General features: G+C 59.9%; 19 protein-coding genes. 5 read left to right on the top strand and 14 right to left on the bottom strand.

Going from position 1 to position 22,043, the window contains the following annotated elements:
* The first annotated feature begins 143 nt into the window (after positions 1-143).
* The 3 genes from ACQZ5G_RS21440 to ACQZ5G_RS21430 are packed head-to-tail and all read left to right on the top strand — an operon-like array spanning position 144 to position 2,731.
* Positions 144-863, top strand: a complete 720-nt coding sequence (locus ACQZ5G_RS21440; RefSeq protein WP_003521683.1) for a FadR/GntR family transcriptional regulator — start codon at positions 144-146, stop codon at positions 861-863.
* A 58-nt stretch (positions 864-921) separates the two neighbouring features.
* Positions 922-1,803, top strand: a complete 882-nt coding sequence (locus ACQZ5G_RS21435; RefSeq protein ID WP_448738847.1) for an SMP-30/gluconolactonase/LRE family protein — start codon at positions 922-924, stop codon at positions 1,801-1,803.
* Positions 1,804-1,834: 31 nt separating this feature from the next.
* The gene (locus ACQZ5G_RS21430; protein WP_448738846.1) at positions 1,835-2,731 is read left to right on the top strand and encodes a dihydrodipicolinate synthase family protein; all 897 of its coding nucleotides are present in this window, start codon (positions 1,835-1,837) and stop codon (positions 2,729-2,731) included.
* An 89-nt stretch (positions 2,732-2,820) separates the two neighbouring features.
* On the opposite strand, the gene ACQZ5G_RS21425 is transcribed toward ACQZ5G_RS21430, so the two are convergent.
* The 14 genes from ACQZ5G_RS21425 to ACQZ5G_RS21360 form a co-directional block, all read right to left on the bottom strand.
* Complete coding sequence (locus tag ACQZ5G_RS21425; protein WP_448738845.1) at positions 2,821-4,473, bottom strand: OFA family MFS transporter; 1,653 nt, start codon at positions 4,471-4,473, stop codon at positions 2,821-2,823.
* Positions 4,474-4,588: 115 nt separating this feature from the next.
* Positions 4,589-4,933: a formate dehydrogenase subunit delta gene (locus ACQZ5G_RS21420; RefSeq protein WP_448738844.1), complete on the bottom strand. Its 345-nt coding sequence runs from the start codon at positions 4,931-4,933 to the stop codon at positions 4,589-4,591.
* A gap of 71 nt (positions 4,934-5,004) precedes the next feature.
* Positions 5,005-7,887: a formate dehydrogenase subunit alpha gene (gene fdhF, locus ACQZ5G_RS21415; protein ID WP_448738843.1), complete on the bottom strand. Its 2,883-nt coding sequence runs from the start codon at positions 7,885-7,887 to the stop codon at positions 5,005-5,007.
* Between the two features lie 4 nt (positions 7,888-7,891).
* Complete coding sequence (locus ACQZ5G_RS21410; RefSeq protein WP_448738842.1) at positions 7,892-9,448, bottom strand: formate dehydrogenase beta subunit; 1,557 nt, start codon at positions 9,446-9,448, stop codon at positions 7,892-7,894.
* The gene (locus tag ACQZ5G_RS21405; RefSeq protein ID WP_448738841.1) at positions 9,445-9,924 is read right to left on the bottom strand and encodes a formate dehydrogenase subunit gamma; all 480 of its coding nucleotides are present in this window, start codon (positions 9,922-9,924) and stop codon (positions 9,445-9,447) included. Before ACQZ5G_RS21405 ends, ACQZ5G_RS21410 begins: the two co-directional genes overlap by 4 nt.
* 104 nt (positions 9,925-10,028) lie before the next feature.
* Positions 10,029-10,964, bottom strand: a complete 936-nt coding sequence (locus tag ACQZ5G_RS21400; protein WP_448738840.1) for a LysR family transcriptional regulator — start codon at positions 10,962-10,964, stop codon at positions 10,029-10,031.
* Positions 10,965-11,307: 343 nt separating this feature from the next.
* Positions 11,308-11,937 carry a flavin reductase family protein gene (locus tag ACQZ5G_RS21395; RefSeq protein WP_448738839.1) on the bottom strand — a complete coding sequence of 210 codons (630 nt, stop codon included), beginning with the start codon at positions 11,935-11,937 and terminating at the stop codon, positions 11,308-11,310.
* A gap of 321 nt (positions 11,938-12,258) precedes the next feature.
* Entirely contained in the window at positions 12,259-13,386 is a 1,128-nt protein-coding gene (locus ACQZ5G_RS21390; RefSeq protein WP_448738838.1) for a porin, read from the bottom strand.
* Between the two features lie 447 nt (positions 13,387-13,833).
* Positions 13,834-16,008 carry a putative bifunctional diguanylate cyclase/phosphodiesterase gene (locus ACQZ5G_RS21385; RefSeq protein WP_448738837.1) on the bottom strand — a complete coding sequence of 725 codons (2,175 nt, stop codon included), beginning with the start codon at positions 16,006-16,008 and terminating at the stop codon, positions 13,834-13,836.
* 229 nt (positions 16,009-16,237) lie between these two features.
* The gene (locus tag ACQZ5G_RS21380; RefSeq protein ID WP_448738836.1) at positions 16,238-17,173 is read right to left on the bottom strand and encodes a 2-hydroxyacid dehydrogenase; all 936 of its coding nucleotides are present in this window, start codon (positions 17,171-17,173) and stop codon (positions 16,238-16,240) included.
* A 23-nt stretch (positions 17,174-17,196) separates the two neighbouring features.
* Positions 17,197-17,928: an amino acid ABC transporter ATP-binding protein gene (locus ACQZ5G_RS21375; RefSeq protein WP_003521699.1), complete on the bottom strand. Its 732-nt coding sequence runs from the start codon at positions 17,926-17,928 to the stop codon at positions 17,197-17,199.
* The gene (locus tag ACQZ5G_RS21370) at positions 17,909-18,568 is read right to left on the bottom strand and encodes an amino acid ABC transporter permease (protein ID WP_003521700.1); all 660 of its coding nucleotides are present in this window, start codon (positions 18,566-18,568) and stop codon (positions 17,909-17,911) included. The genes ACQZ5G_RS21375 and ACQZ5G_RS21370 overlap by 20 nt, the downstream gene beginning before the upstream one ends.
* Entirely contained in the window at positions 18,565-19,269 is a 705-nt protein-coding gene (locus ACQZ5G_RS21365) for an amino acid ABC transporter permease (protein ID WP_003505665.1), read from the bottom strand. The genes ACQZ5G_RS21370 and ACQZ5G_RS21365 overlap by 4 nt, the downstream gene beginning before the upstream one ends.
* 67 nt (positions 19,270-19,336) lie before the next feature.
* Positions 19,337-20,140, bottom strand: a complete 804-nt coding sequence (locus ACQZ5G_RS21360) for a transporter substrate-binding domain-containing protein (RefSeq protein ID WP_046801225.1) — start codon at positions 20,138-20,140, stop codon at positions 19,337-19,339.
* A gap of 294 nt (positions 20,141-20,434) precedes the next feature.
* On the opposite strand from ACQZ5G_RS21360, the gene ACQZ5G_RS21355 reads away from it, so the two are divergent.
* Positions 20,435-20,755, top strand: a complete 321-nt coding sequence (locus ACQZ5G_RS21355; RefSeq protein WP_003505663.1) for a hypothetical protein — start codon at positions 20,435-20,437, stop codon at positions 20,753-20,755.
* A 157-nt stretch (positions 20,756-20,912) separates the two neighbouring features.
* Positions 20,913-21,935, top strand: coding sequence for a LacI family DNA-binding transcriptional regulator (locus tag ACQZ5G_RS21350; RefSeq protein ID WP_448738835.1), 1,023 nt, complete (start codon positions 20,913-20,915; stop codon positions 21,933-21,935).
* Positions 21,936-22,043 lie beyond the last annotated feature (108 nt).

Raw genomic sequence — 22,043 nt, 5'->3', positions numbered from 1 at the left:
ATTTGTAGGCCGGTTTTCAGGATCAGGCTTGAAGAAAAAATCAGTACGACAGCCCCCTCGCGCACAAAAACCCCGGTATTTCTGTTGCGATTGAAATGCAGGAAACCCATTAACTTCAGCGATTTGCAACGGAAGGGCTGCTGATGGACAATCACACTGCATCTGCCGCCGCTCGAGGCGAAACTCGGCTGAGCGACATCATCTACGAAAAAATCGTCGGCATGATTTCGGACGGGCGGTTTCCCGTGAACGAGCGGCTGCCATCGGAACAGAATCTGGCGTCGCTGTTCGGCGCGTCGCGGCCGGTTGTGCGGGAAGCGCTGGAGCGGCTTCGGAACGACGAGCTTATCGTTTCGCAAAAGGGATCCGGCTCCTATGTACGCCAGCAGCCGGATTCTTCCGTGTTGCAACAGGTGCCGGTCGGCTCGCTGGCCGACGTGCAGCGTTTTTTTGAGTTCAGGGCCGGATTGGAGGCTTCCGCGGCTGAGCTTGCGGCGCGCAACTGGCAGGCAGCGGACAGGGTGCGTATCGAGCAGGCGATTGCCGCGCTGGAACAGTGTCTCGAGCGCAACGATCTCGGTGCTGAGGAAGACTTCGCCCTGCACGAAGCCATCGCGAAGGCGAGCCATAACCAGTTCCACATCACGGTGCGGATATGGTTCAAACCCCATTTCGCCATCGGCCAGTCGGTGACACGCAGCCTCAGCCTCAAGCGGACGCCGCAGCATGTGCGCGAAGTCCAGAACGAGCACACGGCCATCGTGGAAGCGATTTTTGCGCGGCGCGAGCAGGCCGCGCATGACGCGATGAAAGACCACATATTGAAGGCGCGCGCCCGCATGTTTCAGGGCGTCGGCAGTTAGGCCGCACCCTGCAATGTCGAAAATAGAATCATAAAGGGCGGATGAGGGAGAGGAACCAGTGAGCCAGCCGCACATCATAGAACCGAAGCTCCGTTCCCTGATCGATACCCCGCTGAAGGTCGGCGAATCGCCTGCCTGGGACGAGCGAACCGGCGATCTGTGGTTCGTCGATATTCTCGCGCCCGCCATTTTCCGCCTGCATCCCGGCGGAAAACTCGACAGATACGACATGCCCGCCCAGGTGGGCTGTCTCGGCCTTTGCGACAATGGCTTGATCGTGGCCGGCCTCAAGACCGGCGTGCATCTTCTCGATCCCGCGAGCGGCAAGCTCGATCTTCTCTGCGACCCGGACGACGGGCGGCCCAACAGCCGCCTCAACGATGGAAAGGTTGGCCCGGACGGGCATTTCTGGGTGGGGACCCGTGACGAGGCCGCGATACAGACAGGCAATGCACGCCTCTATCGCGTCGCCCCGGATGGCGGCATCGAACGCATCATCGATGGCGACATGTTCACATCGAACGGGCTTGCCTGGAGCCCGGACAGCAGGCGCATGTACCATTCCGACAGCAGCGGGCTGATGTATCAGGTATTCGATTTCGACGCTGCGACCGGCAGGGTCGGCCCGGCCGAACGCCTGCACGATTTCGCGCCGGATGAAGGCAGGCCGGACGGTGCGGCGACCGATTGCGAGGGCTGTTACTGGAGCGCCGGCGTTCAGGCGGGACGTCTCAACCGCTTTTCACCGGACGGCGAATTGTTCGAGGTCTACAGGCTGCCGTTCAAGGGGCCGACCATGCCGTGTTTCGGCGGTCCGGACCTCAAGACGATCTACCTCACAAGTCTCGTCACCGAGACGGACGGAATAACCACCGCAGGCACGGTTGTCGCATTCGATGCCCCGGTCGCCGGCGCGCCCGTTCACAAATTCTCCATCTGAAGATGACTTTTGATCTTAAGGAACCCAGTTGATGACGACATTCGATTTTCGCCAGGCCCTGCAGGGCATCTCCGGCGTTCCGGTAACGGCTTACGATGCAAGCGGCGAAGTGGAGACCGGTGTTACAGCCGAGGTTTACGCCCGCGTCGCGAAGGCAGGCATCCACAATATCGTCGCGGCAGGCAATACGGGCGAATTCTACGCCTTGACGCCCGCGGAAATTCAGAAGGTTTATGAAGCCGCGATAAAAGGCGTCAGCGGCAAAGCCCCGGTTACGGCGGCGATTGGACGCTCGCAGCGCGAGGCGCTCTCCATGGCGCGTCAGGCAAAAGAAATGGGCGCATCCGCCGTCATGTCGCATCAGCCGGTCGACCCTTTTGCAGCCCCGCAATCGCAGATCGACTATTTTATCGGTCTTGCGGAGGGCAGCGAATTGCCGCTGGTCGCCTATGTTCGGGCCGACGGCTTTTCAGTCGATGACATGGTAAGGCTTGCCAGCCACCCGAATGTCGCCGGCATCAAGTTCGCAACGACCGACATCATGCTTCTGTCGCGCGCGATTGCCGCTTCCGATCCGAACGGCGCTCTATATGTCTGCGGACTGGCTGAAAGCTGGGCGCCTGCCTTCGCGGCGGCTGGCGCGCGCGGCTTTACATCCGGTCTCGTCAATGTCGCGCCGCAATTTTCCCTGCAGGTTCATGACGCCCTGACGGCCGGCGATTTCCCGGCCGCACGGAAGATTATCGAAAGGATCGAATTGTTCGAACGGCTGCGGACACGATATCGCAACGGCGCAAACGTGACCGTTGTAAAGGAAGCCATGGAAATTCTGGGGATGAAGGTTGGCCCCGTTCGCGCCCCGGGACTTGCCCGTCTGGACAAAGAAGACCGCGCAACGCTTGAAGGACTGCTTGCCAGCTGGCGTTGATGGACGCCGTACCGGCAAGCTGCACACTTTCGCTTTGATCAGATCATATGCCGGCCATGAGCCGGCATATGCTTTCCGGGCCTGATGGCTCAGCCGAACAGTGCAAGGCTGCTCTTCACGGTAACCCATACGCCCCACAGAAGCGGAATACCGACAGCAACCCAGGCAAGTGCCGCCTTGGTGTCCAGCCCGCCACGTCCGATGCCGAAGGAGCCTGTCGGGCCGGCATTTGCGGCCGCCGTCTTTGCCTGCAGCGTCGCGACCTCCACATCCGACATGAACCACCTGTCCGAAAGCGGCCGCACGAAGGCATTGGCCACGAGGCCGATCGCCAGCATGCCCGCCAGAATATACATGGTGCTGGTGTAGAGCGCGGGTCCTGGCGCCACGCCCGCCGCGATCTGCGCTTCGCGGATGTAGTTGACGACGACCGGGCCGGCGATGCCCGCAGTCGCCCACGCCGTCAGCAGGCGGCCGTGGATTGCGCCGACGAACTGCGTGCCGAAAATATCCGCAAGATAAGCGGGAATGGTCGCAAAACCACCGCCATACATCGACAGGATGATACCGAAGGCCAGAACGAAGAGCGCCTTGTTGCCCATCGTCGCGAGCGTCGGCGCCAGCGCATAAAGAATGATGCCGAGAATGAAGAAGCAGAAATAAGTGTTCTTGCGGCCGATCTTGTCAGACATCGACGCCCAGAAGAAGCGGCCGCCGATGTTGAACAGCGAAAGCAGCCCGGTGAAACCGGCAGCAATCGCTGCGATCTGCGCCTTCTGCCCGGCATCGAGATCGGCAAAGCCCACGCCCGGCAGGCCGATCAGCGATCCCGCGAAGATTTCCTGCAGCATGGGCGAGGCCATGCCGATGACGCCGATACCCGCCGAAACGTTCAGGCACAGCACCGCCCAGATGAGCCAGAACTGCGGCGTCTTGTGCGCATCGCGCAGATGCACGTGGCGATGGGTTATCATGGCGCTTTTGGCGGAAGGCGCGGTCCAGCCCTCCGGACGCCAGCCCGACGGCGGAATGCGGTAACCGAAAGCGCCCGCCATCATGAAGACGAAATAGATCAGGGCCATGACCACGAAAGTCTGCCAGACGCCGACCGAAACATCCGTCTTGAAGTTGTTCATCAGCAGATTGGCAAGCGGCGCGCCGATCATCGCACCACCGCCAAACCCCATGATCGCCATGCCCGTCGCCATGCCGCGACGGTCCGGGAACCATTTGATCAGGGTCGATACGGGCGAAATATAGCCAAGGCCGAGACCGATACCACCGATGACGCCGGCCCCCAGCCACATCAGCCAGAGTTGATGCGTGATGACGCCGATTGCCGCCACCAGAATACCGCCGCACCAGCAGCAGGCGGAAACGAAGCCGGCCTTGCGCGGCCCCACTCTTTCCAGCCAGCCGCCCCAGATGGCCGCCGAGCAGCCGAGAAGAACGAAGAAAAGCGTATAGATCCAGCCGAGATCCGCCACGCGCCAGTTGCACTCAGTGGTGAACAGCGCACCCAGAAGGGTAAGGCTGGAGCAACTGGGGTCCGTGGCCGGCAGCGCCTTCGACAGCGGCAGCCAGAACACGCTGAAGCCATAGGCCATGCCGATGCAAAGATGAATGGCAAGGGCCGCCGGCGGCACCAGCCAGCGATTGAAACCCGGTCTTGCGATTATTCGTTCGCGGTCCAAAAACCCGGCTTGCGCCGCCTCTCCCGCTGTCGCACCTGCTACTGCCATTGACATTACCTCCCTCGTGGATGTCTGGACATGTCACGTTCGCCCCGCCGGGCGAACACCGATATCGCCGAACGTCCCCCGTCCGGCCGAAACTGTGATTTTGCGGTCGCGCCGCTCAAGCCTCTGTGCTTTCCGGAACGCTCGGTTCCGAAAGGGACTCGCCCGCAATCGGTCCTTTGCCGCCCGGCGCGCCCTTCGTATCGTCGCCGAGGCCCACGGCATCGGCCGCCGGATCGTCGGGCCGCTTGATCTTCTTCGACGCGGCAAGCACAAGCGGCAGAAAATCACCGGCCCCGGCATCCACCATCTCGAAGAACCGGCGTCGCATGCGCGGTTCCCAGAACTTGTTGATGTGGGTGGCGACACCTTCGATGCGAATATCTTCCGGCTGCGACAGAAAGAATGTCGCGATCTGGTTCGCCATTCTCACCAGCTTTTCATCGGTGTGGTTGAGCAACATGACCTCTTCCCCCGCGCCGGCTGCCGGCCGACGCCTCTGTGTGTGACAAGGCCGGGCGCACCCGGCCCTCCTTATTCCGCCGCTTCGAGCTTGCCGCTGATCCGCCGCGAACGGCGGCCAAGCGCATCATATTCCTCCTGCCATTCCGTCGGCCCGTTGGAAGGCGATACCTGCACGGCGGTCACCTTGTATTCCGGACAGTTGGTCGCCCAGTCGGAGAAGTCGGTAGTGATGACATTCGCCTGCGTGCCGGGATGGTGAAAGGTCGTATAGACAACGCCCGGCGCCACACGGTCGGTAATCAGCGCCCGCAGCGTCGTATCGCCCGACCGGCTGGCGAGCTTGATCCAGTCACCATCCTTCACGCCGCGCTGTTCAGCATCGTGCGGATGGATTTCGAGCCGATCCTCCTCATGCCAGACAACGTTTTCGGTGCGTCGTGTCTGCGCGCCGACATTGTATTGCGACAGGATGCGGCCGGTGGTGAGCAGGAGCGGGAAACGCGGCCCCGTGCGTTCGTCCGTCGCCACATATTCGGTGCGGATGAACTTGCCCTTGCCGCGCACGAAACCGTCCACATGCATGATCGGCGAACCATCCGGGAATTTCTCGTTACAGGGCCACTGCACCGAGCCCTTCTCCTCCAGATAGTCGTAGGAAACACCGGCGAAGCTCGGTGTCGTCGCGGCGATCTCGTCCATGATCTCGGACGGATGCGCGTAATTCCATGCGAGCCCCATGGCCTGTGCCAGCTTCTGCGTCACTTCCCAGTCGGCATAACCGTTCTTCGGGGACATGACCTTGCGCACGCGGTTGATGCGGCGCTCGGCATTGGTGAAGGTGCCGTCCTTTTCGAGGAAGGTGGAACCCGGCAGGAAGACATGGGCGTAATTTGCCGTCTCGTTCAGGAAGAGATCGTGCACCACGACACATTCCATGGCGGCAAGACCAGCCGAAACGTGCTTCGTGTCCGGATCGGACTGGAGAATGTCCTCACCCTGAATATAGATGCCCTTGAAGCTGCCATCCACGGCCGCATCGAGCATGTTGGGAATACGCAGCCCCGGCTCGTTGTTGAGCTTTACGCCCCAGAGTTTCTCGAAGATGTCGCGCGTGGCATCGTCGGAAATATGCCGGTAGCCCGGAAGCTCGTGGGGGAAAGACCCCATGTCGCAGGAGCCCTGAACATTGTTCTGACCGCGCAGCGGATTGACCCCTACACCGGGGCGGCCGATATTGCCGGTCGCCATGGCGAGATTGGCGATCGCCATCACCGTGGTAGACCCTTGGCTGTGTTCGGTGACACCGAGCCCGTAATAAATGGCGCCATTGCCACCCCTGGCATAAAGACGTGCGGCGCCGCGCAGCTCTTCCGCCGGCACACCGGTAAAGCTTTCGGTTTCTTCCGGGCTATGCTGGGGTTCGGCGACGAAAGCGGCCCAATCCTCGAATTCCGACCAGTCGCAGCGCTCGCGAATGAAGGTTTCGTTGAACAGGCCTTCCGTGACGATGACATGCGCAAGCGCCGTCAGCACCGCAACATTCGTTCCGGGCTTCAGCGGCAGGTGGAAGGACGCCTCCACATGCGGTGTGCGGACGAGATCGATACGGCGCGGATCGATGACGATGAGCTTCGCGCCCTGCCGCAGCCGCTTCTTCAGCCGCGAGCCGAAAACAGGATGCCCATCCGTCGGATTGGCGCCGATGACCAGCACCACATCGGACTGTTCGACGCTATCGAAATTCTGCGTGCCGGCGGAGGTGCCGAACGCCTGGCCGAGACCGTAGCCGGTCGGCGAATGGCAGACGCGGGCGCAGGTATCGACGTTGTTATTGCCGAAGCCGGCGCGGATGAGTTTCTGGACGAGGAAGGTTTCTTCGTTCGTGCAGCGGGACGAGGTAATGCCGCCGATGGATTCGCGGCCATATTGACCCTGGATACGCCGGAACTCCGACGCGACATGGGAGAAGGCCTCCTCCCAAGTGACTTCCCGCCATGGGTCGCTGATCTTTTCGCGGATCATCGGGTTGAGAATGCGGTCCCTGTGGGTGGCATAACCATAAGCGAAGCGGCCCTTGACACAGGAATGGCCGCGATTGGCCTGCCCATCCTTCCACGGCACCATGCGCACCAGCTCTTCACCGCGCATTTCCGCCTTGAAGGAGCAGCCAACGCCGCAATAGGCGCAGGTCGTGACCAGCGAATGTTCCGGCTGGCCGATCTCGATCACCGATTTTTCAGTGAGCGTCGCCGTCGGACAGGCCTGCACGCAGGCGCCGCAGGAAACGCAGTCGGAATCGAGGAACGCCTCATGCGCGCCGGGCGACACACGGCTTTCAAAACCGCGCCCTTCTATCGTCAGCGCGAAGGTGCCCTGCACTTCCTCACAGGCGCGCACGCAACGGGAGCAGACGATGCATTTGGAAGGATCGTAGGTAAAATAGGGATTGCTTTCGTCCTTCGGCATCCAGCGGGCATTGAGATCGCCATCGCCGGTGCGGGCCTTGACGTGGTTGTCGCCTTCGTAACCGTAACGCACATCGCGCAGGCCAACGGCGCCCGCCATATCCTGCAGTTCGCAATCGCCATTGGCGGCGCAGGTCAGACAGTCGAGCGGGTGATCGGAGATATAAAGCTCCATCACGCCCTTGCGGATCTGCTTCAGCCGCTCCGTCTGCGTGTGCACGACGAGACCGGGCGCGACGGGCGTGGTGCAGGAGGCGGGGGTGCCGTTGCGGCCCTCCACCTCGATCAGACAGAGGCGGCAGGAACCGAAGGCATCCACCATGTCGGTGGCGCAGAGTTTTGGAACATCGATACCCGCTTCGCGCGAGGCGCGCATGATCGACGTTCCCGCAGGCACAGTCACCTGCCTGCCGTCGATGGTGAGCGTCACCATGTCCGTTGCGTGGGATTTGGGGGTTCCATAGTCGAATTCTGTTACAAGGGCCATGGTCTTACTCCGCCGCTTCAACACGTGGGGTGGGGGCAAAATCATCAGGGAAATGCCGGAGCGCACTCATGACGGGATAGGGCGTGAAACCGCCGAGCGCACAGAGCGAACCAAATTTCATGGTTTCGCAGAGGTCTGCGAGGAGCGCCGTATTTTTCTCCCGCTCGATGCCGAGCGCGATCCTGTCCACCGTCTCGACGCCGCGTGTGGAGCCGATGCGACAGGGCGTGCACTTGCCGCAGCTTTCGACGGCGCAGAATTCCAGCGCAAACCGCGCCTGATGCAGCATATCGGCGGTATCGTCGAAAACCACGATACCCGCATGGCCGATCAGGCCGCCGGCGGCGGTGAAGGCCTCATAGTCGAAGATCGTGTCGAACAGCGAAACCGGGAAATAGGCCCCAAGCGGACCGCCCACCTGCACCGCCTTGACGGGGCGGCCGGTGATCGTGCCGCCACCGATATCATTGACCAGCTGCCCGAGCGGCAGACCGAAGGCGGTCTCGTAAAGCCCGCCATGCCTGATGTTTCCGGCAAGCTGGATGGGAATGGTGCCATGCGAGCGGCCGACGCCGAAATCGCGATAAAACGCCGCGCCGCGATCCATGATGACCGGAATGGAGGCGAGCGAAATCACATTGTTGACGACGGTGGGCCTGCCGAACAGACCCTGCAAAGCAGGAAGCGGCGGCTTGGCGCGCACGGTGCCGCGCTTGCCTTCCAGACTGTTCAGAAGCGAAGTTTCCTCGCCGCAGACATAGGCGCCGGCACCCATGCGCACTTCGAGATCGAAGGCGCGCCCGGAACCAAGCACGGATGGGCCGATGATGCCTTCGCGGCGGGCGATTGCGATTGCCTGCTCCATGACCTTGATGGCGTAAGGATATTCCGAGCGCGTATAGATGAAACCTTTCGTCGCGCCGACGGCGAGGCCGGCAATCGCCATGCCTTCGATCAGCACGAAGGGATCGCCTTCCATGATCATGCGGTCGGCGAAGGTGCCGCTATCGCCCTCATCGGCATTGCAGACGATATATTTCTGGTCGGCCACCGCATCGGCGACGGTCTTCCATTTGATACCGGTCGGGAAACCCGCGCCGCCGCGTCCGCGCAGGCCGCTTTCGGTCACTTGCGCAACGATGTCCAGCGGCGCCATGGCGACAGCTTTTTCGAGGCCTTTCAAGCCCTGATAGGCGCGATAATCCCCAAGCGACAATGGATCGGTAACGCCGCAGCGGGCAAATGTAAGACGCGTCTGGCTTTTCAGGAACGGGATGTCCTTCGTCGGCCCGAGACAGAGGCGATGCGCGCCGCCTGTAAGAAAACCCGCATCGAAAAGCGAAGCAACGTCGCTGGCCTTGACCGGCCCGTAGGCAATACGGCCATGTTCGGTGCGCACTTCCACCAGCACTTCAAGCCAGAGCATGCCGCGCGAGCCATTGCGGACAATATGAACCTCGAGGTTGCGGCTGGCCGCCTCGCGGCCGATTGCTTCGGCGACACGGTCTGCGCCAACGGCAAGCGCGGCGGAATCGCCTGGAACAAAAACGGTGACACTCATCGGCGCGCCTCCGCCAGAATGTCGCCAAGACAGTGCTCATCCAGTCGCGCATGAAGCTCGCCATCCAGCATCAGCGCGGGTGCCTGTGCGCAAAGCCCGAGACAGAAGACCGGCTCCAGCGTGACGGAACCGTCGGCTGCGGTTTCGTGCCAGTCGAGGCCGAGCCGGTTCTTGATGGTTTCCGCAAGAGGCTCGCCACCCATCGACTGGCAAGCCTCGGCGCGACAGAGCTTCAGCACATGCCGGCCGGACGGATGATCGCGAAAATCAGGATAGAAGGTCACGACGCCATGAACCTCGGCGCGCGATATATTCAGCGCGGATGCAACGATCTGCTTGGCGCTTTCCGGTATGTAGCCGAATTCTTCCTGCACCGCGTGCAGAATGGGCAGCAATGGCCCCTCCAGGTGGAGAAGTTCGCCAATGATGGCGGAAACACGAGCCGCCTCATCTGCGGCAACCGCACGGATATTCATAAGCCAGTCCTCCCAAACCGACAGGGGCAGGTATGGCGAACGGCACATGTTTCAGTGCCAGCGCAGCCCCTGCATGGTTCGGGAGAATGGCGAGGTCGGCCGGATCAGGTCAATAATGTGTTTTCGTCAACCGATAGGAAATTCCTATCAAAAGCCATCGCCGCTGCGCGCTGACGCGCCTCGTGAAGAAGCGCGGAAACGAGCGGCGTGTGTGGTTCGCGATAGGTCGCGATCAGCCCCACCAGATGCTCCGCATCCGGCTCGGTGATCGGTATCATCCTGATCTGTTTTGGAAAACCGAATGATTCCGCTAGGTTACGCGGCATTATTGAAGCCCATTGTCCGGTTCGGATATGCGAAAACAACACAATCATAGAGTTGGACTCCAGTGTCGGCTTCACCTCTACGCCCGCTTCAGCCATATGCTTGTTGATGATGCGGCGGTTCTGCATATCCGAAGTCAATAGGCATAACCTAAGACCTGAAACCTGCTTCCAGGTAACGCTTTCCTGATCGGCGAGCGGCGTTCCGGCCGCTGCAATCAGGTGATATCGCTCCGAATAGAGCGGTACCGTGGTCACTCGGCCAAGAGGTTCATTGTCGAGATAGCTGATTCCCGCATCGATCTCGAGGTTTTCGATCTGGCTCAGGACCTGAAGCGAGGTGCGTGACGTCACGGAAAAGGTCACGTCGGGATGCCGCGCCTGAAAGGATTCCGTCAATCGCGGCACCATCGCAAGCGCCGTCGGAATGACCGCAAGGCGGATGTGGCCCGCCAGACCCTTGCGCGCCGCCCGCATTTCCTCGCGCATGGTGCGCGTATCGGCGACGATGCGACGCGCCCATTCGAGAACACGCTGGCCCTCCGGTGTCAGCCCCTGATAACGCGCCGCACGCACTACAAGAACGACACCAAGCTGGTCCTCCAGCTGCCGGATCGCGGCCGAGAGACTGGGTTGGGAAACGCCGCACTCCTCCGCCGCGCGGCCAAAATGCCCTGCGCGCGCCAATGCAATGAAAAATTCCAGCTTGTCGATCATGCGTCCTCCCGCGTCGCTCGCGACCCTGCGGATGGTGCGAGCAGGATAACACTAGAACGAGGAGCGGAAGCCCGCAAATGGATGCCGTTGTTTTCCTGAAACCGTACGGGGTGGCAAGACTGGATTTCGTCAGGCACGGGCAGTCAGTCGTTCGGTCAACCACTCCAACCGCACTGGACGCAGCTTTATCGCGGCATTAACCCAGCCGTCGTTTCGTCTGACCTGCCGCACAGCGCCAGGAAGCGAAACCAATCGTTATCGCCGCCCCGATGCCCTGCCCTCTCATTTTCTCGAGTTTGCGGCGGCAGGCAAAAGGTATTCGGCGCTTCAGCCGCAAGAACCCTCACTCGCCATCAGGCTTAATGAAGTCGGTCATCGCGGGCGCCTTGAGGACGAACTGACGATCCGAACTGATGTAATTATCGGCATGCAGGCGCGCGATCGGTTGATATCGGTCCGGATCGACATAACGCCCCTCCGCATCGAGGCAATCCTTGTGGACATGCATGTGCACCACCTCCCCCAGGACAAGGGTACGGCGCGGATAATCGATCAGGCGCTCCACACGGCATTCGAAGGCGCAGGGCGATTCCGCCGCAAAGCTCGCATCGATCTTGCTGCAGGGCGTGGCCGTCAGTCCGGCAATCGAAAGCTCATCGACCTCGCTGTCGAAGCCAAGGCCGCAGATGAGCATCTGTTCGGACAGAGCCATATCGACCATGTTGATGACGAATTCGCCGGTGCGACGAATATTGGCCATCGTATCCTTCTCCTCGCCCGTCACACGCGGCTGGATGCCGAGAACAACGATCGGCGGATCATGGGAGAAAACATTGAAAAAGCTCATCGGTGCGGCATTGTTGTGGCCAGCAGCCGAGCGCGTCGTGACAAGCGCTATCGGCCGTGGACCGATAAAATTGGTCAACAAACGATAACGGCTCTGCGGCTCAAGCGCGGTAAAATCGAATTCCATGGGAGCACCTGATTTATTGTATACAATAATATTTCATATTGCAGACAATTACTCAATCACCCTGATCGCGGGATAGCCGATTTTGCTTCATTACGTGTGGGGGAGCCATGAAGGAGCAGCGGGTTCATACTCATTCTCCAACTCCATGGATAGGCCCCATTTTCCACGCATCGACTATAAGCGCAAAAACTCCCCGGCCTGCAGGGGTCCGGGGAGCAAACCTGACATCATGTCAGAAACTTTGACTGGAGCTAGTTACTCACCCGTTCGGAAACGGGGTGGATCTGAGTTGTCTAACCCTACTATGCTTTTTGTAGACTATTAGAACGAACGCTGCAGGCGAACGAAACCGGTCCACTGGTCGCCAGCACCGCTGCCGATGCCGCTACGAACGCGCTCATCGCCGTCAACGCTCTGGTAGTTAACCGAAACGAGCGTGGAGAGGCCGGAAGTGATCTTGTAGCCAACTGCTACACCAGCGCGCCATGCATCGCGGTTGCCGGTGAAATCACCATCGGTGCCGATATCAAGCGTACGGAAGTACTGAACACCGGGGGTGATGGTCAGCTTTTCAGTTGCCTTGACGGCGTATTCAGCAGCAACTGACCACTCGGACTCTTCGTAGTATGCATTGGCGCCAGAAGCCCATACACCGGCGAGGCCGAACGTACCCGGGCCAACTTCAGCCGTTACGATGGCGCGGATCGCACCGTTTTCAGCGTCGGTGTCATAACCACCAAGCAGGTTGGCCTTAACGCCGCCGAACTTGGCACCAATGATGGCGCTGACGCCGACATTGTTGTCGCCCTGGCGGTTCTGCGTCGTCCAGTTGAGCTGGTTTACACCGAGATTGTTGCGCTGGATGGTCGTCGTGCTGCCAGATGTTGTGATCGAGTTGCCAGCGATAACGCCTTCCAGCTCTTCAACGGCCACACCAGCGTAGAAGGAGCCAGCGTCGTAGGTGTAACGGATAGCATTCAGACGGGTCTGGTTCGAGCTGAGGTTATCGACTTCACCAGAGAGACCGTCATCCCACCAGTTATAGTAGAAACCGACCTTCAGGCCGCTGATTTCGATGAAAGCCTGGTCAAGAACGACAGCGCGGCTGCTGTCCTGGTCGGCCTGGCCGCGGAAACCGAAGTAGCCGCGCAGAGCGCCGAGCTCGGTGTCCGAACGCGTGTCGACGTTGAACTGGGCGCGGGTGAAGGAATCCCAGTCGGACGTGCCGGACTGGTCACGACCGAAGTCGGTCTGGAAACGGATGTAACCGTCGAACTTCAGGCAGGTTTCGGTGCCGGGGATGTAGAAGAAGCCGGTGCCGAAAGCGTCGCAGACGCGAACATATTCCATGGGCTCGGGCTCGGCAGCGACGATAGCGTCAGCGGCCTGTGCGCCGGATACTGCTGCGAGAGCCGCAGCGGAGCCGATCAGAAGGCTCTTGATGTTCATTTGTAATCTCCAGTCAAAAATTTTTCAACGAATGCGCAAATTTGAGGGCTGGTCTTTTCCCTGCCGCCCGCTTCCCTGCGCTGATTCAGCAAATGACAGAAGTTGCCGCAGACTCGCAATTCAAATCGACGCAATGCAAATACAGATAAAGTAAGCATTTTAATTTCGTAGTAAAATTACAACAAGTTAACAGTTTAGAATATAATATTTTGAACTCTTATTTCGAAATAATATAATTTATTACTTATATAAATATTCATGTAATACTAAATTGTAAATCGATATAATGAAACATCTCCCGTTACGCACGGGATCGGTAGACATCTTACAGGCTAGGGAAACGAAGTGGTTTCGTTACAGAACCGCACAGGGCAAAGGCGCCAAAGCCGCCCGGCCTCTCCCGGAAAGCCATATCTGGCCGCTCTGAAAACCGGTCGCCCGAGCGGCCTATAGGCGGCCTTCGGGTAAGCCGGTCGTGAATATCGTCGTCTTCGCCAGCATGTCTTCGATCGCCTCTGCCGGCACCGGGCGGCTGAAGTAATAACCCTGACCGTAGGGGCAGCCGGCATCACGCAGAAATGTCGCCTGCTCGCCGGCTTCCACACCTTCGGCAATGACATCGATGCCGAGAGACCCGGCAAGCTGGATCATGATCGAGACGATGGCGCTGTCCTTGGTCTTTTCCGGCAGATGGGTGAGGAACGAGCGGTCTATCTTCATGCAGGACAGCGGGAAGGTCTTGAGCATGCCGAGGCAGGAATAACCGATACCGAAATCATCCAGCGCCAGGCTGACACCCATCTGTTTGATGGCCCGCATGATCCGCACCGATGTTTCGACATCCTGAATGATGAGCGTCTCGGTGATTTCGATTTCCAGCAGGGATGGCGCAAGGCCGGTTTCCTTGAGCACAGACCTGATCTGCTGCACCAGCCCGCCCTGAAACTGCCGCGGAGAGATATTGACCGCCATTTTGACGGGCGACAGGCCGGCGGCGGCCCATGCCTGCGCCTGACGACAGGCCTTTTCGAGAATGCTTTCTCCGAGTTCGACGATCAGGCCGGTTTCTTCCGCAAGCCCGATGAATTCCGCGGGACCGAGCAAACCTTCCGTGGGATGCTGCCAGCGCACCAGCGCCTCCACGCCGCTGATCCGGCCGCTGACAAGATCGACCTGCGGCTGGAAGTGCAGCACGAACTCGTCCCTCTTTACGGCTTTGCGCAGTTCCTCGATGCGGGTGAACTTCTTTCTCAGATCATCCGCCATGTTCGGGGTGAAGGTGGCGATGCTGTCGCGCCCGGTATGTTTGGCCTCATACATGGCGAGATCGGCCGCCGCGACGATTTCCGCCGTGGTTTCCCCATGCTCCGGGAAAAAGGCCATGCCGATGCTGCATGTGACCTTGATATCGTAATTGCCGATACGCAATGGCTGCGAGACAGCGGCGCGGATGCGCTGCAGGCGGTTTTCGACATCGTCCCTGCGCTCTTCGAGAATGATGACGAACTCGTCGCCGCCCACCCTGAGAACGAGATCGTTCTTCCGGAGGCTTTTCGCAATGCGCTCGGCGGTTTTCGACAGCAACGCGTCGCCGATGCTGTGGCCGAGCGTATCGTTGATCTGCTTGAAATTGTCGAGATCGAGAAAACCGATACCGACCCTTCGGTTCGCCTTTGCCGCCGCCGCCAGTATTTCCGGCAGCCTCGTATCGAGGAAACGGCGGTTCGGCAGCCGGGTCAGCATGTCGTGATCCGCCAGGAAGGCAATATGCTCCGCCGCCCTTTTGCGGTCGATCGCCAGCCCCGCCATGCGCGCCGCCGCACCTATGAATTCCACCAGCGCCGCATCCGGCTGGCGGCCGGCCAGCATGCACCAGACGAAACCGTGCGCCTTGCCTTCGCTGGCGGGAATATCGAAACTGAAGGCCATGTGTTCTGCCGGATGGATAAGGCTCTCGGGATCGCTGACGCTGGAGACAAGTGCGACCAGCCCCTCCTGCTGCGCAAGCGCCGGCGAGGCGTAAACGGAAGGTTCCCCTTCCGCCGCATCGAACACCCGCACCGCGCAGGCCAGTCCGGTCGCGAGATTTTCGATGGCCTTGACGAACTCCTCGAGAAAATCCTCGATACGCGCCGCCGCGACGATCATTTCCAGAATATGCGCCTGCGCCTGAAGCAGTCTTTCCGAGGCCTTTTTCTGGGTTATATCCCGCGAGGCGCCGACCACGCCGATGATGTTGCCGGCCTTGTCCTTCAGCGGCACGCGCGACATCATGAGCCAGCGATCGATATCGCCGCGCATGGCGCGTTCCTCGTAACCGAGATCCGGTTCGCCGGTGCGCATCACCCGCGCCTCGGTATCGGGAATGCCGGCGCGCTGCGCCGCTTCACCGTTAACATCGTAGTCGGTGAGCCCGATCAGTTGCTCGACCGTGTCAAAGCCGTTTTCGGTGACGATTGCGCGATTGGCAAAAAGAAAGCGCCCTTCCAGATCCTTGGCATAGATAAAATCCGGCACGTGGTCGATCATCGCTTCCAGAAGCGCGTGCCGGTCGGAAGGATTGCTGTTTTCGCTCATGTCACGAGTGGCGGATGGGGTGACATCGCGCTTTTTTCGCGACATCCGGTTCTCTTCGGGTGTCTTCGGGCCTTTGGAACGCACCTCTCCGCCTCATCATTTTATAAGGAAGCAGAATAGTAGGATTATACGTATTATATAAATATGAACAACGACGGGAGATTGCCGGGAAACCCGCCTTTTGCAGTAGCCTCCCCGAAGCCCTGCCGACCTCAATCGAAACGGCGCAACCGAAGCTGCGCCGTCAAGGCCACAGGCGGCAATTCGTTGACCGTCACACCACCGGCGTCGGCAGTTCTTTGCCGGCAAAATGGGCATCGAGATTGGCGAGAACGAGATCGGCCATGGCGCGCCGCGTCTGGTGCGTGCCGCTGCCGACATGCGGAGCGAGCGTGACGGTGTCGAAGGCGAAAAGCGCTTCCGGCACACGCGGCTCATCCTCGAAGACATCCAGCGCCGCGCCACCGATCGCGCCGCTGGCAAGTGCCTCGACAAGCGCGTTCTCATCCACCAGCGAGCCGCGCGCCACATTGACGAGCACACCCTGGGGGCCGAGGGCCTTCAGCACATCCGCATTGACGATATGGCGCGTTTCGGCAGTAGCGGCGGCGGCGATGATCAGCACGTCGCAATTGGCGGCAAGCGCCTCGATGCTGTCATAATAATCATAGGCGACATCGCGGCGGTTTCTGGCGGTGTAGGAAATACGCGCATCGAAACCTTCGAGCCGCTTTGCGATTGCCTGACCGATGCGGCCGAGGCCGAATATGCCGTAACGGCGGCCGGCCACGCGGGTGGAAAGCCCCATATCGCCCTTCAGCCATTGGCCGGTGCGCACATGCTGATCCGCCTGCGGCAGCTTGCGCGCCTGCGCCAGAACGAGGCCGAGCGCAAGGTCGGCGACATCGGCGGTCAGCACGTCAGGCGTGTTGGAAACGCGGAAACCGCGCCGTTTGGCGTCAGTCAGATCGACCTTGTCGAAACCGACGCCGTTGATGGCGACGATTTCAAGATTGGGGAGTGCGGCGCCGATATCCGTCGGCAGGCCGATATGGCCGCCGGTGACGACGCCGAGGATTGAAGCACCCTTTTCAGCAAGGAACGCCGACTTGTCAGCAGCCTCGAACAGGCGATGCACGGTGAAGCGCTCGGCGAGTTCGCCTTCCAGTGCCGGGATGAGCGGGCACAATTGCACGATTTCAGTGGTCATGAAGTTTCCTTTGCGCCGGTGAACTACTTCACATCGGCCTTGACGAATTGCCGGAGTTCCGGCGTTTGCGGATTGGCGAAGAGTTCGGACGAACGGCCCTGCTCCCAGATCTTGCCCTTGTGCATGAAGATGGTTTCGGTCGCCACGCGGCGTGCGAAAGCCATTTCATGGGTCACGAGGATCATGGTCATGCCGTCTTTGGCGAGGTTTTCCATGACGGTCAGCACTTCCTCGGTCAATTCAGGATCGAGCGCCGAGGTCACCTCGTCGAACAGCATCACCTTCGGCCGCATGGCGAGCGAGCGGGCAATCGCCACGCGCTGCTGCTGGCCGCCGGAAAGCTGATCCGGATAGGAATCGAATTTCTCCGACAGGCCGACGAGTTGCAGAACCTCACGGGCAATATCCTTCGTTTCCGATTTCGCCACATCCTTGACGATACGCGGCGCAAGCATGATGTTCTCGCCGACCGTCAGATGCGGGAAGAGATTGTAGCTCTGGAACACGATGCCGACGTCGGTGCGCAGCTTGCGCAGCGCCTTGGCATCTTCGCCAATCGCATGACCGGCTATTTCGATGCGGCCCGAATTGATCTTCTCCAACCCGTTCATGCAGCGCAGCAACGTGCTCTTGCCCGAACCCGAGCGGCCGATGAGGGCGAAGACTTCACCGCGGCCGACCGTCAGCGACACGCCTTTGAGGACTTCCAGAGCGCCAAAGCTCTTGTGAACGTTTTCAACGATTACTTCCGGCATGAAGCCTCCTTTCCAGCCAACGCGACAGCTGGGACAACGGGTAGCAGACGATGAAATAAAGCACGGCCACGGCGACGAAGACGCGGAACGGCTGGAACGTGGCATTGTTGATGAGCTGCCCCGCTCTCGCCAGTTCGACGAAACCGATGATCGATGCGATGGACGTATTCTTGACGACCTGGACGGCGAAACCGACGGTCGGCGGTAGCGAAATGCGGATCGCCTGCGGCAGGATGACGTAGCGATATTGCTGGGCGCGGGTCAGCGCCAGCGATTCCGACGCTTCCCATTGCTGCTTCGGCACCGCCTGAATGCAGCCGCGCCAGATTTCCGCGAGGTAACCCGATGTATAGATCGTCATCGAGGCGCCGGCGGCAAAGAGCGGCGGCAGTTCCAGCCCGGCAAGGCTGAGGCCGTAATAGGACAGGAACAGGATCATCAGCACCGGAATGCCCTGGATCACCTGGATATAGGTGCCGGCGGCAATGCGCAGCGCCTTGAAATTCGAGGTGCGGGCAAGCGCCACGAAGAAGCCGACAATGCCACCGCCGATAAGCGCAATGATCGTCAGAAGCACGGTCCATTGAAGGGCGGTCAGCAGGAAGCCGAATTCGTTCCAGCCGAAAGTTCGAAGAGTCATGACTGCACCTCCGGCATGGCGGTCATCGTCTTGCGGGCAACGCGACGGCCGAACAGCCACATGCCGACGAGGGCAAGGATGAGCCGCAGCGAAAGCGCCAGCGCAAGATAGATGAGCGTGACGACGATATAGACCTCGAAGGAGCGATAGGTCTGCGATTCCACGAAGGCTGCGGCGGCCGCAAGCTCATGGGTGGAAATGGCCGAACATATGCTCGATGCCAGCATCATCAGCACGAACTGGCTGCACAGCGAGGGATAGACCTTGGCGATGGCCGGCACGATGATGACGTGGCGATAGATCTGGTACTTGGTGAAACCCAGCGCCTCGCCCGCCTCGATCTGCGACTTGTGCACCGCCTCGATGCCGGCGCGGATGATCTCCGTCGAATAGGCAGCAAGATTGATCGTCATACCGATCAGCGCCGCCGTATCCGCCCCTACCCTGAAGCCGAGGCCCGGCAGGCCGAAATAGACGATGAAGAGCTGCACGAGAAACGGCGTATTGCGGATGACTTCCACATAACCGTCCACGATGATGCGGACGATGCCGCCATTGATGGACCGCAGCGAAGCCAAAAGAATGCCGAAAGCGCAGCCGAGCACGATGGACAGGACCGACAGCTTGATCGTCAGCCATATGCCGTTCAGAATCTCGTTCTGATACTGGGCGAGCGCGCCGAATTGGAATGTATAGGACATGCGTCACTCCGTTGACATTTCCCGGGCCCGCCGGAAGCCTTCCCGGCGGGCGCGTTGAAAGGCTCAATCAGAAGCTTGGCAATTGCGGCAGCGGACGGCCGGTCCACTTGACCGAGATGCGGTCGAGATCGCCGGACATCTTCATGAGGTAGATGGAGGTGTTCAGCCACTGGCGCAGCTCGAAGTCCTCAAGCTTGGTCGCCATGGAGTTGCCCTGCTGGAAGAAGGTGAAACCAACCTGCAGACCGGCTTCCGGACGCTGCTTGATGATCGCCTCACCAACCGTGGACGGCAGGGCGACAGCATCCACCTGACCGGCGAGCAGTGCCTGGGCGCTGGTGGAATCGTCTTCGTAAACGACGATTTCGAGACCTTCGACATTGGCCTTGCGCAGCGCGGTTTCCTGCGAGGAACCGCGATTGACCGAAACACGCTTGCCCTTGAGGCTGTCGAGATTTTCGAACTTCTGGTCCTTGCCGGAAATGATGTCCATATTGAAGGCGCTGTAAGGCTGCGTGAACATCACGGTCTTGGCGCGCTCGCCGGTCGGCGCAAGCGTGGCAACAAGGAAGTCGACCTTGCCGGTCTGAAGGGCGGGAATACGCGCAGGCGGTGTCAGCGGCACCAGTTCAACCGGCAGCGACAGGTAAGAGCCGATGAGATTGGCGACATCGACGTCGTAACCAGAGGGATTGCCTTTCTCATCCACCATGCCCATCGGCGGCGCACCGGTCAGAACACCGATCTTGACCTTGCCGCGCGCGGTGATCTCGCTGAGCGAGACGGCATGGGCGGACGTGGTGGCGGCAAGCGTTGCTGCTGCAACACCGACGGCGACGGTCATGTTCTTCAGAAATCTGGATATGCTCATGGTTTCTCCTCCAACCTTATAGTGGCTGCCCAGAATGGAACAGCGGCCTTGCGCAAACCGAAAAATGTTCTCGATAACATTTTAACGCGATTGACTAAAAACTCCTCCCAAGAAACCGCGAAAGCACAAAACCAAATGAATTTCCCATGAAATTCAATGATTTTGGCTGGTTATCGATTTTCCTCTGTTCGACACCGTTTCACGTTCTTGGCAGGATCAATAATGCATGTTATCGGTATCATTGCAAGTCCGATCTACAGAACTGTTTCGGTCGGCATTCATTCGGGAGGAAACATGTATACACGCTCGGCAATTTTCGAAGGCAGGATTCACCCCGGTCGGGAGGAGGAGTTTTTCCGCATCGTCGAGGAGAAATTGCTGCCGGTCTGGAAACGCATGCCGAATGCGCAGGCCGTGCGGGTGATGCGCACCGAGCGTACGGACCCGGACGCGGCCTCGATCATCATGGTGCAGGAAATCGACTATCCGTCGATGGAGGCGGTGGAGGAAGCGCTGGTTTCCCCCGTCCGGCTGGAAGGCCGGGTGCTGACGGACGAGATGATGAGCATGTGCGACGGGCGTTTTTACCATCTGGTCTATAGCCGCGTCGCATAAATCCGGTGCACGCCGCATCGATATGCAATCATACGGCGTGCTTTCCCTTATTGTCTTCGTGTATGTCTTGTCCTGAACCGGTTCGAATTTAGGGAGACATGCTTTGGTGGAGCGCACGCCCTTGGCCGCAGCGTTAGTCACGTCAAAAAAAGCAACCATGAGCGATGTCTCGAAACTCGCGGGCGTCTCCAAGATGACCGTTTCGCGAGTGCTGGCCGATCCCGCCCTGGTGTCCGAAGAGACCCGCCAGAAGGTGATGAAAGCCATCGAGAAGCTTGGCTATGTGCCGGATCGAATCGCCGGTTCGCTCTCTTCCCGGCGCACCAATTTCATCACCGCCATCCTGCCGACGCTCACCAACTCCAACTTCGCCGATAGCGCACAGGGGCTTGCCAATGCGCTGCGCGCCGCCGATTACCAGTTGCTGATCGGCTACACCATGTACGATCTGCAGGAGGAAGAACGCGTCATCCGCACCATGATGGAGCGCCGCCCCGATGCCATCGTCGTCGCCGGCACAGTGCATACCAAGATGGCGAGCGAGGTGCTGATGCGCGCCGGTATCCCGATCGTGGAAATCTGGGACGTTCCCGAACACCCCATTGACCATGCGGTCGGTTTTTCCAACTACGAAGTGGGAAGAACCGCCGCCAAACATCTGATATCGCTTGGTTTCAAGCGAATCGGTGCGCTCGGATCGAGGGCCGATGGCGATGTGAAGGACTGGCGCGGCGAAAGCCGCCTGCTCGGTTTCGGCGCGGCCCTGCGGGAAGCAGGCATTGCCGACGATCTCATCATCCGCGAAGGCAGCGCCCCTGTCTCCTATGACCACGGGGCAAAGACCCTCGGCTCGCTACTGGCCAAGGCCCCAGATGTCGAGGCCATCTTCGCCGTCTCCGACATCTCCGCCGTCGGTGCACTGATGGAATGTCATCGCCGCGGCATTCATGTGCCCGAACAGATATCCATCCTCGGCTTTGGTGATTTCGATATCGGCAGGCAATGTTATCCGGCGATTTCAACGATCCGTGTCGACGCCCAGATGATCGGCCGCAAGGCGGGTGAATTACTGCTCTCGATATTGGAAGCAGAAAAAGATGCTGTCATTCCCGAGAGTGCGCGGGTGGATGTCGGGTTCGAGCTGATCGTGCGGGAGACGACGAAGCGGCCGGGTGGTTGATCGACGGCTGATTGGGACTATGAGCGTCCACCCTCTTCCCTCATTCCTGTGCTTGTCACAGGAATCCAGCCGACGCGCGTCTGCGCTGCGGGATGAGTCTTTTCAGCC

The sequence above is a fragment of the Agrobacterium sp. 22-214-1 genome (assembly GCF_053522465.1).
Note: the sequence above shows the minus strand (reverse complement) of the source record. Positions and strands in the feature narration are given on the sequence as shown.